Genomic DNA, 12,293 nt, shown 5'->3' on the forward strand with positions numbered 1-12,293 from the left:
ATGACGACGGCCTTGGCGCCCGTGTTCTGGAAGACCTGGACGTTGGCGACCAGCTTGGTGACGTCGTTCTGCGAGTTGCTCACCGGCAGGGTGTTCAGGCCCTGGGCGGAGGCGTCCTGCTTGACGTACTGCGCGTAGGAGTTCCAGAAGTCGGAGTCCGCACGCGGCAGGTCGACGCCGATCGCCGGCTTGCCGCCGGCGGAGGAGTCCGAGGCGCTACCGCGGTTGCAGGCAGTGGCGAACCCCGCCAGGACGACGACGGCGGCGAGCGTGGCCGCGGTTCCGGAGGAGCGGAACTTCATGGTGCAGATCTCCTTGGCTGGGATTGGCCGGGTCCTCCACGGCGGTGAGGGGAACCGGCGCGGCGGGAGGGGTGCGAAGCCCGTCCCGGTGAGGCGAGGCGGGAGGGGAAGCCGGCCGCCTTCTCCGGCCCTGGTCCGGGAGGGGAGCCGGTTCCTGGTCGCGGCGATCGGGGCGGCAGACGACACCGGAGCGCGCGTCCCGTAGTCATGGGATGCCTTGCGATACGGAGGACCTTATGAGCCTGACAGCTGACTGACAAGAGGAAACCTCGGATGATTCACAACCGTGACATCCGAGTTTCCCGGATGTGTCACGACGTACCATCATATCGGCTCTGAGCTGCGAGGTTTGGGAGCTTCTGACGGAGCCTCACCCGGTGTCGCCAGGAAGACATCGGAGGACTTCTTGCGATATGCGAGGTCGCTCCGTATCGTCTGGGCATCACTGATTCATCCGATGTATCGGCCCATGGAGAGCCACGGCCTCCGGAGTGACCTGGGAGAGACAGCATGAGGTTCCTGCGGATCGGGCCGGCGGGGAAAGAGGTTCCGGCGGTCCTGGGCGAGGACGGGCGGGTGTTCGCGCTCTCGGCCCTGACCGGTGACATCGACGGGGCGTTCCTCGCCTCGGGCGGGATCGACCGCGCCCGGGCGGCCCTGGCCGCCGGGGAGCTGACGCCCCTCGACCCGGCCGGCCTGCGGACCGGCGCCCCCGTCGCCCGCCCCGGCAAGGTCGTCTGCATCGGCCTCAACTACCGCGATCACGCGGAGGAGACCGGGGCGGCCGTCCCGGACCGTCCGGTGGTCTTCCTGAAGGACGCCTCCACCGTGGTCGGCCCCTACGACCGGGTGCTGATCCCCCGGGGCTCGACCAGGACCGACTGGGAGGTCGAACTCGCGGTCGTCATCGGGCGGGAGGCCCGTTACCTGGCGAGCCCGGAAGACGTGGCGGACCACATCGCCGGTTACGCGATCAGCAACGACGTCTCCGAGCGGGAGTTCCAACTCGACTACTCCGCCCAGTGGGACCTCGGGAAGTCCTGCGAGACGTTCAATCCACTGGGTCCGTGGCTGGTCACCCCGGACGAGGTCGGCGACGTGCGGGCGCTCGGCCTGCGCCTGGCCGTCAACGGCGAGGTGCGGCAGGACGGCGACACCAAGGACATGGTCTTCGACGTGCCCTACCTGGTCTGGTACCTGAGCCAGTACATGGTCCTGCGGCCCGGCGACGTCATCAACACCGGCACCCCGGCCGGCGTCGCGCTGGGCCTGCCCGGCACTCCCTACCTGCGCGCCGGCGACACGGTCGAACTCGGCATCGACGGCCTCGGCACGCAGCGCCAGACCTTCTCCCACGCGTGAAAGGCACCGAGTTGTCCGCAACCACAGCGCGGATCACCGCCGTCGACACCTACGACATCCGCTTCCCCACCTCGCGGGAACTCGACGGGTCCGACGCCATGAATCCCGACCCCGACTACTCCGCCGCCTACGTCGTCCTGCGCACCGGCGCGGACGGCCACGAGGGCCACGGCTTCGCCTTCACCATCGGGCGCGGCAACGACGTCCAGGTCGCCGCGATCGACGCGCTGCGCGAACACGTCGTCGGACGCCCCGTCACCGGGCTGTGCGCGGACCCCGGCTCGCTGTACCGCGACCTGATCGGTGACAGCCAACTGCGCTGGCTCGGCCCCGAGAAGGGCGTGATGCACATGGCCGTCGGCGCCGTCGTCAACGCCGTGTGGGACCTCGCCGCCAAGCGCGAGGGCAAGCCGCTGTGGCAGCTGCTGGCCGACGCGGACCCGGCGTGGCTGGTCTCTCAGATCGACTTCCGCTACCTCACGGACGCGCTGACTCCCGACGAGGCGCTGGAACTCCTGCGCAACGGCAAGCGCGGCGCACCGGCGCGGGCCACCGAGCTGCTGCGCCGCGGCTACCCCGCCTACACCACCTCGCCCGGCTGGCTCGGCTACAGCGACGAGAAGCTCACCCGCCTCGCCAAGCAGGCGGTCGCCGACGGCTTCACCCAGATCAAACTGAAGGTCGGCGCCGACCTGGCGGACGACACCCGCCGCTGCCGCGCCGCCCGCGAGGCGGTCGGGCCGGACATCCGGATGGCGATCGACGCCAACCAGCGCTGGAACGTCGACGAGGCGATCGAATGGACCAACGCCCTGGGCGAGTTCGACCCGTACTGGATCGAGGAACCCACCAGTCCGGACGACGTGCTCGGCCACGCCGCCATCCGGCGGGGGGTCCACCCGATCAAGGTCGCCACCGGTGAGCACGTGCAGAACCGGATCATCTTCAAGCAGCTGCTCCAGTCCGGCGCCATCGACGTCCTCCAGCTGGACTCCGCCCGGGTGGCCGGCGTCAACGAGAACCTCGCCATCCTGCTGCTCGCCGCCAAGTTCGGGGTCCCGGTCTGCCCGCACGCCGGCGGCGTCGGACTGTGCGAACTCGTCCAGCACCTGTCGATGTTCGACTACGTCGCGCTGTCCGGCACGGACGAGGACCGTGTCATCGAGTTCGTCGACCACCTCCACCAGCACTTCCTCGATCCGGTGGTGATCGAGAACGGTCGCTACCGGGCCCCCACCACGCCCGGGTTCTCCGCGACGATGCACCGGGCCACCATCGACACCTACACCTACCCGGGCGGCGCGTTCTGGGCCGCGGAACCGTCGGAGCCGGCGGCGCAGGGGGGCCGGGCATGACCTCCGACCTCGACGGGCTCACCGCCCTGGTCACCGGCGGAGCCTCCGGCATCGGCCTGGCCACCGCCCGACTGCTCGGCGAGCGCGGAGCGGACGTCGCCGTCCTGGACCTCGACCCGACCGACGCCCGCCCCCCGCTGCGCGGCTTCACCGCCGACGTCGCTGACGACCGCTCGGTGCGCTCGGCCGTCCAGGCGGCGGCCCGGGCGCTCGGCGGGATCGACATCCTGGTCAACAACGCAGGCGTCGGCGCGGTCGGGACGCTGGAGGACAACCCCGACGAGCAGTGGCACCGCGTCCTGGACGTCAACGTGCTCGGCATCGTCCGCACCACCCGCGCCGCCCTGCCCCACCTGCGCCGCTCGGTGCACGCCTCCGTGGTCAACACCTGCTCCATCGCCGCCACCGCCGGCCTTCCGCGGCGCGCGCTCTACTCGGCGAGCAAGGGCGCCGTCCTCTCGCTCACCCTCGCGATGGCCGCCGACCACGTCCGCGAGGGCATCCGGGTCAACTGCGTCAACCCCGGTACCGTCGACACCCCGTGGGTCGCGCGACTGCTGGGCGCCGCCGACGACCCGGCCGCCGAACGCCTCGCGCTGAACGGCCGTCAGCCGACCGGGCGTCTGGTGGCCGCCGAGGAGGTGGCCGCCGCCATCGCCTACCTCGCCTCCCCGGCGGCCGCGAGCGTCACCGGCACGGCCCTGGCGGTCGACGGCGGCATGGCCGGCCTGCGGCTGCGACCGGAGCCCCGCCCGTGAAGCCGCGCCGCCGCCCCCTCGGCCGCACGCCGGTCCAGGTCACCGAGCTCGGCTTCGGCGCCGCCGGAATCGGCAACCTGTTCACCGCGGTCGGCGACGACCGCGCGGAACAGGCCGTCACCGCCGCCTGGGAGTGCGGCGTACGGTACTTCGACACCGCCCCGCACTACGGTCTGGGCCTGTCCGAGCGCCGGCTCGGCGCCGTGCTGCGCACCCTGCCCCGGGGCGAGTACACGCTGTCCACGAAGGTCGGCCGGCTGCTGGAGCCGACCCCCGCCGGTGGGGGCGACGACCTGGCCGACGGCTTCGCCGTCCCCGCCACCCACCGCCGCGTCTGGGACTTCAGCGCCGGCGGCGTGCGCCGTTCCATCGAGGACAGCCTCCGACGCCTCGGCCTGGACCGGATCGACGTCGCCTACCTGCACGACCCCGACGACCACGCCGAGCAGGCGCTCGCCGAGGCCTACCCCGAGCTGGAACGCCTGCGCGCCGAAGGCGTCCTCGGGGCGATCGGGGTCGGTATGAACCAGGCCGGGATGCTGGCCCGGTTCACCCGCGAGACGGACCTCGACGTCGTCCTGCTGGCCGGCCGCTACAGTCTGCTCGACCAGCGCGGACTGGCCGAACTGCTGCCGCTGGCCCACCGGCGCGGCGTCGGCGTCGTCGTCGGTGGCGTCTTCAACTCGGGCCTGCTCGCCGACCCGCGCCCCGGCGCGACCTTCGACTACACCGCGGCCCCCGCCGAGCTGCTCGCCCGCGCCACCGCGCTCAAGGCCGTCTGCGCGGAGCACGGCGTACCGCTGCGCGCCGCCGCCCTGCGGTTCCCGTTCGGGCACCCGGCCGTCGCGAGCGTGCTGGTCGGCACCCGCAGCGCCGAGGAGGTCCGGGACGCCGCCGCGCTGCTCGACCACCCGGTTCCGGCGGCGCTCTGGGCGGACCTCAAGGAGCGTGGTCTACTGCCGGCGGACGTCCCCACCCCGGCGCGGGAGAGCTGATGCGCATCGCCCTGTTCATCACCTGCTTCAACGACACCCTGTACCCCGGCACCGGCCGGGCCGTGCTGACCCTCCTCGAACGCCTCGGGCACACCGTCGAGTTCCCGCGGGACCAGACCTGCTGCGGGCAGCTGCACTTCAACACCGGCTACCGCCCCGAGGCCGTACCGCTGGTGGCCCGCTTCGCCCGGGCCTTCGCCGACTACGACGCCGTGGTCACCCCCTCCGCCTCCTGCGCCGGCATGGTCCGCGACCACCATCCCCTGCTGGCCCGGAAGTACGGGAACCCCGGCCTCCAGCGGCAGGTCGAGGACCTGGTACCCCGGGTGCACGAGTTCACCGAGCTGCTCATCGACGTCCTGGGCGTCACGGACGTCGGGGCCCGCTTCCCGCACCGGGTCGCCTACCACCCCACCTGTCACTCGCTGCGCGGCCTCCGGCTCGGGGACCGCCCCTCGCGCCTGCTGCGCGAGGTCGAGGGCCTCGACCTGGTCGACCTCCCCGCGGCCGACTCGTGCTGCGGCTTCGGCGGCACCTTCGCCGTCAAGAACGCCGACACCTCGGCCGCGATGCTCGCCGACAAGGGCGACGCGGTGCTCGACAGCGGGGCCGAGGTGCTGTGCGCCGCCGACAACTCCTGTCTGATGCACATCGGGGGCGGACTGTCCCGCCGGCGCGCCGCCGTGCGCACCATGCACCTGGCCGAGATCCTCGCCACCACCGAAGGAGCCGCGCCGTGAGCGACCACCGTGACCGCGGCGTCGTCTGGCTGGGCGCCCCCTCCTTCCCCGACGCCGCCCGCGGGGCGCTGAAGGACACCCAACTGCGCGCCAACCTCAGGCGCGCCACCGCCACCATCCGCGACAAGCGGCTCGCGGTCGCCTCCGAACTCGACGACTGGGAGCAGCTGCGGGACGCCGGCGCCGCGATCAAGAGGCGCACCTCGCGGCACCTGGACCGCTACCTGGTGCAGTTGGAGGCATCCGTCACCGTGGCGGGCGGCATCGTGCACTGGGCCGCCGACGCGGCCGAGGCCAACCGCATCGTCACCGAACTGGTGCTCGCGACCGGCGAGCGCGAGGTGGTGAAGGTGAAGTCGATGGCCACCCAGGAGATCGGGCTGAACGAACACCTGACCGAAGCCGGCATCACCGCCTACGAGACCGACCTGGCCGAGCTGATCGTCCAACTCGGCGACGACCGGCCCTCGCACATCCTCGTCCCCGCGATCCACCGGAACCGCACCGAGATCCGCGACCTGTTCGCCGCCGAGATGCGCCACTGGGGGCGGCCCGCTCCCGAGGGCCTGACCGACGAACCGGCGGACCTCGCGGAGGCGGCCCGCCGCCATCTGCGGAGCAGGTTCCTCACCGCCAAGGTGGCCGTCTCGGGGGCCAACTTCGCCGTCGCCGACACCGGTACGGTCGTCGTCGTGGAGTCCGAGGGCAACGGCCGGATGTGCCTGACCCTCCCCGAGACGCTGATCACCGTCATGGGCCTCGAAAAGGTCGTCCCCACCTGGTCCGACCTGGAGGTCTTCCTCCAGCTGCTGCCGCGCTCCTCCACCGGCGAGCGGATGAACCCCTACACCTCCACCTGGACCGGCACCACCGACGGCGACGGCCCGCGGACCTTCCACCTGGTCCTGCTCGACAACGGCCGCACCGACACCCTCGCCGACCGGGTCGGACGGCAGGCCTTGGCGTGCATCCGCTGCTCCGCCTGCCTCAACGTCTGCCCGGTCTTCGAGCGCACCGGCGGCCACGCCTACGGCTCCGTCTACCCGGGCCCGATCGGTGCCGTCCTCACCCCCTAGCTCGTCGGCGTCGAGAACGCCGCGAGCCTGCCGTTCGCCTCCACCCTCTGCGGGGCCTGCTACGACGCCTGCCCCGTGAAGATCGACATCCCGGAGGTGCTCGTCCACCTGCGGGCCGAGGTCGTCGAGAGCGGGACGGGCGGTGCGGAGGCGCCGGCCATGAGGGCGGCCGCCGCCGTCCTCGGCTCCCCACGACTGCTCGGCGCCGCCCAGAAGGCCGCCGCCCTCGGTGGCCGGGCCCTCGCCCGCCACGGCCGCATCGGCCGGCTGCCGGGCCCGCTGCGCGGCTGGTCCGACACCCGCGACACCCCCGTGCCCCCGGCCGAGTCCTTCCGGACCTGGTGGCGCAAGAACCGGGAAGGCGAACGATGAGCAGCCGTGAAACAGTCCTCGGCCGCATCCGGGCCGCCCTCGCCGACGTCCCCGCCGGCGAGGACCCGGACGACGTCCCGGTGCCCCGGGCCTACCGCCGCCGCCACACCGAACCGGGCGAGGACGTCGTCGCCCTGTTCGCCGAGCGGGTCGCCGACTACCGCGCCACCGTCACCCGCACCGACCGGGCGGGCCTGCCGGCCGCCATCGCCGCCGCCCTCACCGCCCGCGCCGCCGTCCGTCTGGCGCTGCCCGACGGCTTCCCCGTCGAGCTGCTGCCGCCCGGCGACTGGCAGTGGCACCCGGAACCGCTGGACGTTCCCGAGCTGGACGCCCTGGACGGCGCCGTCACCCTCGCCGCCGCCGGCATCGCCGTCACCGGGACCGTCGTCCTGGACACCGGCCCCGGCCAGGGCCGCCGTGCGCTCACCCTGGTCCCCGACTACCACCTGTGCGTCATCCGGGCCGGCCAGATCGCCGACGACGTCCCCGAGGCCCTCGCCCGCCTCGATCCGACGCTCCCGCTGACCTTCGTCTCGGGCCCGTCCGCCACCAGCGACATCGAACTCGACCGGGTCGAGGGCGTGCACGGCCCCCGCACCCTGCACGTCATCATCGTCGACCCCACCCGACCGGACCCGGAGCCGTCATGAGGATCGCCCTGCACACCCGCGTCCGCGAGGACCGGATCGAGGAGTACGAGGCCGCCCACCGCGCGGTGCCCGCCGAACTCACCGCCGCCATCCGCGCCGCCGGCGTCAACTCCTGGACCATCTGGCGCAGCGGCTGCGAGCTGTTCCACCTGCTCGAATGCGAGGACTACGCCCGGCTGCTCGGCGAACTGGAGCGCCTTCCGGTCAACGTCGCCTGGCAGGCGCGGATGGGCGAACTCCTCGACGTCGCGCACGACTACGGTGAGGGCGGTGCCGCGGCCGGGCTCCGGGCGGTGTGGGAGCTGTGACCGGCCCCGGGACCGTCGACGCGCACCACCACCTCTGGAACCTCGCGGCGAGGCCCCAGCCCTGGATCACCGGTGCGGCCCTCGCCCCGCTCGCCCGCTCCTTCCACGTCGAGGACCTGGCTCCGCGGGCCCGCGCCGCCGGTGTGAGCGCCACCGTCGTCGTCCAGACCGTCTGCGTCCCCGGGGAGACCTCCGAGCTGCTGGCCCTCGCCGCCGGCGGCGGCCTGGTCGCCGGCGTCGTCGGCTGGACCGACCTCACCGCCCCCGACGTCGCCGACGCGCTCGCCGCCCTGCGTGAACGACCAGGCGGCGACCGGCTGGTGGGCATCCGGCACCAGGTCCAGGAGGAGCCCGACCCGGGCTGGCTGCTGCGGCCCGACGTGCACCGCGGGCTACGCGCGGTCGCCGGGGCGGGCCTCGCCTACGACCTGGTCGTCAGGCCGCACCAGCTGCCCGCCGCCACCGCCGCGGCCGCCCGGATGCCCGGTCTGACGTTCGTCCTCGACCACCTGGGCAAGCCGCCGATCGCCACCGGGGCGCTCGAACCCTGGGCGGGGCACGTACGCCGTCTGGCCGCCCTGCCCAACACCGTGTGCAAGCTGTCCGGCCTGGTCACCGAGGCCGCGCCCGGCCGCTGGGGGAGCGAGCACCTCGGGCCGTACGCCGACACCGTCCTCGACGCCTTCGGCCCGCGGCGGCTGCTCTTCGGTTCCGACTGGCCGGTGTGCACCCTTCGGGCCGGCTACTCCGACGTCGTGCGGACCGCCGAGCAGCTCGTGGCCGGGCTGAGCCCGGGCGAGCGGGACGCGGTGTTCCGGCGCAACGCGGTCCTGGTCTACGGCCTCGACGTACCCGTTCCGGGCGTCACCGCCACCTGAACCGGGGCCCGCGCCGCCGCCCGTGACACCGGCCGCCCGTGACACCGGCCGCAGGTGCCACCCTGCCGCGGCCGACGGACCCCGGGCCGGGAGGGGCGGGGTGACTATGCTGTGACGATCAGGACCAGGGAGGCAACACCGTGCCCGTCACCGACGAGGCGATCGAGAAGATCAAGGCCATGATCGTCAGCGGTGAGCTGCGGCCGGGCGCGCGGCTGCCCAAGGAGGCCGACCTCGCCGAGCGGCTCGGCCTGTCACGCAACTCCCTACGCGAGGCGGTCAAGGCGCTCTCGCTGATCAGGGTGCTGGACGTGCGCCAGGGCGACGGCACATACGTGACCAGCCTTGAGCCGCACCTGCTGCTGGACGCGCTCGGCTTCGTCCTCGACTTCCACCAGGACGACACGGTGCTGGACTTCCTGGAGGTCCGCCGCATCCTGGAGCCCGCCGCCGCGGCCATGGCCGCCCGAGTGATGTCCGAGCAGGACATCACCGCCCTGGGCGAGGTGCTGGAAGGCCTGCGCGACGACTCGGCGCTGGAGGAGCTGATCGACAACGACGTCGAGTTCCACCGCCGGATCGCGGCAGGCTCGGGCAACTCCGTGCTCTGCTCGCTCATCGACGGGCTGTCCGGCCCGACCGCGCGGGCCCGGACCTGGCGCGGCCTCACCGAGGAGGGCGCCGTCGCCCGGACCCGCGAGCAGCACCGCGCCATCTTCGACGCCATCGCCGGCCGTCGCCCCGACGTCGCGCACGCCTGGGCCACGATCCACGTGGCCGGCGTCGAGCAGTGGCTACGCAACATCCTCGGCGCCCCCGGGTCCGCACTCGGCTGACGGGCCGCCGATCCGCCCGGCCGCCGATCCCCCTGTCCGCCGATCCGCCGGCCACCCCACGCGGGCCCGTGCGACAGGCGTGTCCGTCCTGCGAACAGAGCCGTCCACCACGGGCCTGTCACGGCTGCCGGCGAGTGCCTGGCGTCGTTCCCCGGTGGTGAACGGATCGCCCTTGCGCGGTTGCCGGCCCGTACGGTCCTCGCCGCAGACTCCGGGGTGGAGGACCTACTGGTCGAGCACCTCACGGCCGAGCACCGGGCGCCGCACCACCGGATCGGCGACGAGCGAGTCCACGTCCTCCTGCACCCCCTCAAGCCGGAGGAGGCCGCCGTCGCCACGTGACGGGTCCCGCTGGTGCGGCACCGGGGGGAGGTAGGACGGGGCGCCCGTCCCGTCCTGCTGGAGCGAGACCGTCCGCGTAGGCGCGGGGATCGAGATGCCTTCCGTCCGGTACCGCTGGTGGAGGCGCTTGATGAACTCGTGCTTGATCCGGTACTGGTCGCTGAACTCGCCGACACCCAGGATCACCGTGAAGTTGATCCTTGAGTCCGCGAAGGTGTGGAAGCGGACGGCGGCCTCGTGGTCGGGCACGCCGCCGCTGATGTCAGCCATCACACTGTCGACGACGTCGAGGGTGACTCTCTCCACGTGCTCCAGGTCGCTGTCGTATCCGACCCCGACCTGGACCAGGATCGACAGCTTCTGCTCGGGCTGCGAGTAGTTCGTCATGTTCGTCCGCGCCAGGCGGCCGTTGGGGATGATCACCAGGTTGTTCGACAGGTTGCGCACCACGCTGTTGCGCCAGTTGATGTCGACGACGTACCCCTCCTCCCCGCTGGTGAGCCGGATGTAGTCACCCGGCTGGACCGTCTTGGAAGCGAGGATGTGCACACCCGCGAAGAGGTTGGCGAGGGTGTCCTGCAACGCCAGCGCGACCGCGAGACCGCCCACGCCGAGGGCGGTGACCAGCGGGGCGATGGACACCCCGAGGGTCTCCAGGGCCACGAGGACGCCCATCGACAGCACCACGATCCGGGTGATGTTGACGAAGATGGACGCGGATGCCGCGACACCCGTTCGAGAGGCGGCCACGGACTGCACCAGCCCGGCCACCACCCGGGCCGCGCTGAGCGTCGCGATGACGATGAACACGGCCATCAGCGACTGATCGACCAGTCCCCCAGTCCGCGCGGTGAGCGGAAGCGCCGAAGCGGCCACCGCGACCCCGGCGAGCACGGCTGCCCAGGGAACGATGGTGCGCAGCGCGTCGACGATGACGTCGTCACCGCTCCATTTGGTCCTGGTCGCGTGTTTGCCCAGCCATTTCATCAGGGCCCGCAGCAGGAGACCGGCCGTGCAGCCGGAGGCCAGCGTGATGCCGGCCACCACCCAGTCGTGCAGGACCAGGTCCCGGGTCACCGCGCCGCTTCCACTGCGTGGGGAGGGAGGGAACGGGCCGTCGCCGGCCGCTGTATGTGTTGTGTCGTCACCCTGTTGCCTGTCAGATCGTTCTGTTCATAGCCACGTCGGAGCGGATGTACGCATTCCGAACGGACTGCCATCCTGCCCCATGGGCAGGCCGCAGCTACGAGCAGCCCGACGTGCAGCCGGTCGACCGCGCCCTGCCCGCCCGACGAACGGCCGACGATCACCAGAACCGAGCGCCGGTCGGGCCCGGGGGCTCCCCCTTGCCATGGGAAACGGTCGGCGGAAGGTCGCTACGCCGGCGCCAGCTCGAGCGCTCGGCCCGCCGGGGACGACCCGCCCGCCGCTCCGCGGCGGTGCTGAGACCCGGGGCGTGCGTGCCGGTGTGCGGCCGCCGCCGCGGGGCCATCCCCGCAGGCGCGGCGAGCAGGAGGCTGCTGTGGTCAGTTCGCGTCCTCGGCAAGCACCAGGACCAACTCCTCCCGTTTGACGTCGACCTCCCGAGCCGCACGTCCGAGAGTCCGAGCCGGGGAAGGGGCGCCACCGATGGAGAGGTTCACCCGCAGCAGTTCCTCCACGCCCGCGCCGACCAGGTCGCGGCGGGCCCGCAGCAAGCTGTTGATCGCACGCTCCACGGTGTTGCGCTTCGTCGTCACAGGTGGGAGACCAGCATCCATACGGCAATGGCGAGGAACGCGATCCCGACCACACGCTGCATCAGGTAACCCCTGGGCGTGGGCTCACCGGCATCAGGGTCCTTCACCCACCCCCGCTGGAGCCGCCGGTTCATCCCCCACAGGAGCTGTGGCCGCAGTACCTGAAGAAGCCCCATCGCGAACACCGCGCACGCCACCATGATGAACATCCGTCCTCCTCGTCTGGCCACCGCGGGCGTTCCTCTCACCTGACACCCGCTCATCCAGCGGCTGCCCTCACAGCCTCGCCTGAACCAGGGTCTGCAACCCGCGGTGCGCCACCACCCGGCTGTCCGGCATCGCGGTGGGCGACCTCGGCGGCGACATCGGCTCCGGGCTCACACTGACCCCCGCCCCGCACCGACCTCGGACGGCACCACCGGCTGGCTCCTCCCTCGGTCCCCTACCAGACGGCCGACCAGGGCAACCGCGTCCCCGGTCGACCGCCTCCGCCGGCGGGCTCGTCCCGCTCCGTGGTCACGTCGTCCCCCCTGCCCCCGTGACCGACCCGGTGGCCGGCGACGTGGAGCCTGGCCGA

The 12,293-nt window shown here is 72.6% G+C and carries 12 protein-coding genes and 2 pseudogenes; 10 read left to right on the forward strand and 4 right to left on the reverse strand.

The annotated features are described in order from the left end of the window. A pseudogene (locus ACFWA9_RS20160) lies at positions 1 to 302 on the reverse strand (sugar ABC transporter substrate-binding protein); the annotation flags it as partial. A gap of 510 nt (positions 303 to 812) precedes the next feature. Between ACFWA9_RS20160 and ACFWA9_RS20165 the strand changes: the two are divergent. The 10 genes and pseudogenes from ACFWA9_RS20165 to ACFWA9_RS20210 all read left to right on the forward strand — a co-directional run bounded on the left by ACFWA9_RS20165 (position 813) and on the right by ACFWA9_RS20210 (position 9,635). Further along, positions 813 to 1,664, forward strand: a complete 852-nt coding sequence (locus ACFWA9_RS20165) for a fumarylacetoacetate hydrolase family protein (protein ID WP_352294444.1) — start codon at positions 813 to 815, stop codon at positions 1,662 to 1,664. An 11-nt stretch (positions 1,665 to 1,675) separates the two neighbouring features. Next, the gene (locus ACFWA9_RS20170) at positions 1,676 to 3,019 is read left to right on the forward strand and encodes an L-fuconate dehydratase (protein WP_329485064.1); all 1,344 of its coding nucleotides are present in this window, start codon (positions 1,676 to 1,678) and stop codon (positions 3,017 to 3,019) included. Next, the gene (locus ACFWA9_RS20175) at positions 3,016 to 3,777 is read left to right on the forward strand and encodes an SDR family NAD(P)-dependent oxidoreductase (protein WP_380388633.1); all 762 of its coding nucleotides are present in this window, start codon (positions 3,016 to 3,018) and stop codon (positions 3,775 to 3,777) included. Before ACFWA9_RS20170 ends, ACFWA9_RS20175 begins: the two co-directional genes overlap by 4 nt. Next, complete coding sequence (locus ACFWA9_RS20180) at positions 3,774 to 4,772, forward strand: aldo/keto reductase (RefSeq protein ID WP_380388635.1); 999 nt, start codon at positions 3,774 to 3,776, stop codon at positions 4,770 to 4,772. Before ACFWA9_RS20175 ends, ACFWA9_RS20180 begins: the two co-directional genes overlap by 4 nt. Next, positions 4,772 to 5,512, forward strand: coding sequence for a (Fe-S)-binding protein (locus ACFWA9_RS20185; protein WP_380388637.1), 741 nt, complete (start codon positions 4,772 to 4,774; stop codon positions 5,510 to 5,512). The genes ACFWA9_RS20180 and ACFWA9_RS20185 overlap by 1 nt, the downstream gene beginning before the upstream one ends. Beyond that, positions 5,509 to 6,960, forward strand: a pseudogene (locus ACFWA9_RS20190) (lactate utilization protein B). Before ACFWA9_RS20185 ends, ACFWA9_RS20190 begins: the two are co-directional and overlap by 4 nt. Further along, positions 6,957 to 7,613: a lactate utilization protein C gene (locus tag ACFWA9_RS20195; RefSeq protein WP_380388639.1), complete on the forward strand. Its 657-nt coding sequence runs from the start codon at positions 6,957 to 6,959 to the stop codon at positions 7,611 to 7,613. The pseudogene ACFWA9_RS20190 and the gene ACFWA9_RS20195 overlap by 4 nt, the downstream one beginning before the upstream one ends. Further along, positions 7,610 to 7,921, forward strand: a complete 312-nt coding sequence (locus tag ACFWA9_RS20200) for an L-rhamnose mutarotase (RefSeq protein WP_329485071.1) — start codon at positions 7,610 to 7,612, stop codon at positions 7,919 to 7,921. Before ACFWA9_RS20195 ends, ACFWA9_RS20200 begins: the two co-directional genes overlap by 4 nt. Next, a complete protein-coding gene (locus tag ACFWA9_RS20205; protein ID WP_352294432.1) occupies positions 7,918 to 8,799 on the forward strand; it encodes an amidohydrolase family protein in 882 nt (293 codons plus the stop codon). The genes ACFWA9_RS20200 and ACFWA9_RS20205 overlap by 4 nt, the downstream gene beginning before the upstream one ends. A gap of 140 nt (positions 8,800 to 8,939) precedes the next feature. Then, positions 8,940 to 9,635, forward strand: a complete 696-nt coding sequence (locus tag ACFWA9_RS20210; RefSeq protein WP_329485073.1) for a FadR/GntR family transcriptional regulator — start codon at positions 8,940 to 8,942, stop codon at positions 9,633 to 9,635. A 225-nt stretch (positions 9,636 to 9,860) separates the two neighbouring features. Here ACFWA9_RS20210 and ACFWA9_RS20215 read toward each other — a convergent pair whose 3' ends face one another. The 3 genes from ACFWA9_RS20215 to ACFWA9_RS20225 form a co-directional block, all read right to left on the reverse strand. Beyond that, a complete protein-coding gene (locus tag ACFWA9_RS20215) occupies positions 9,861 to 11,054 on the reverse strand; it encodes a mechanosensitive ion channel family protein (RefSeq protein ID WP_352294430.1) in 1,194 nt (397 codons plus the stop codon). Positions 11,055 to 11,503: 449 nt separating this feature from the next. Continuing rightward, on the reverse strand, positions 11,504 to 11,716 hold the full coding sequence (locus ACFWA9_RS20220) for a hypothetical protein (RefSeq protein WP_380388642.1): 213 nt from the start codon (positions 11,714 to 11,716) through the stop codon (positions 11,504 to 11,506). Further along, positions 11,713 to 11,925, reverse strand: a complete 213-nt coding sequence (locus ACFWA9_RS20225; RefSeq protein ID WP_380388644.1) for a DUF6199 family natural product biosynthesis protein — start codon at positions 11,923 to 11,925, stop codon at positions 11,713 to 11,715. Before ACFWA9_RS20225 ends, ACFWA9_RS20220 begins: the two co-directional genes overlap by 4 nt. Positions 11,926 to 12,293 lie beyond the last annotated feature (368 nt).

Source organism: Kitasatospora sp. NPDC059973 (genome assembly GCF_042737525.1).
Classification (GTDB): domain Bacteria; phylum Actinomycetota; class Actinomycetes; order Streptomycetales; family Streptomycetaceae; genus Kitasatospora.

What these genes read in the sequence shown, in the direction of transcription:
- ACFWA9_RS20200 (WP_329485071.1), top strand. Translation starts at nt 7,610, where the DNA reads ATGAGGATCGCCCTGCACACCCGCGTCCGCGAGGACCGGATCGAGGAG.
- ACFWA9_RS20195 (WP_380388639.1), top strand. Translation starts at nt 6,957, where the DNA reads ATGAGCAGCCGTGAAACAGTCCTCGGCCGCATCCGGGCCGCCCTCGCC.
- ACFWA9_RS20185 (WP_380388637.1), top strand. Translation starts at nt 4,772, where the DNA reads ATGCGCATCGCCCTGTTCATCACCTGCTTCAACGACACCCTGTACCCC.
- ACFWA9_RS20225 (WP_380388644.1), bottom strand. Translation starts at nt 11,925, where the DNA reads ATGTTCATCATGGTGGCGTGCGCGGTGTTCGCGATGGGGCTTCTTCAG.
- ACFWA9_RS20165 (WP_352294444.1), top strand. Translation starts at nt 813, where the DNA reads ATGAGGTTCCTGCGGATCGGGCCGGCGGGGAAAGAGGTTCCGGCGGTC.
- ACFWA9_RS20175 (WP_380388633.1), top strand. Translation starts at nt 3,016, where the DNA reads ATGACCTCCGACCTCGACGGGCTCACCGCCCTGGTCACCGGCGGAGCC.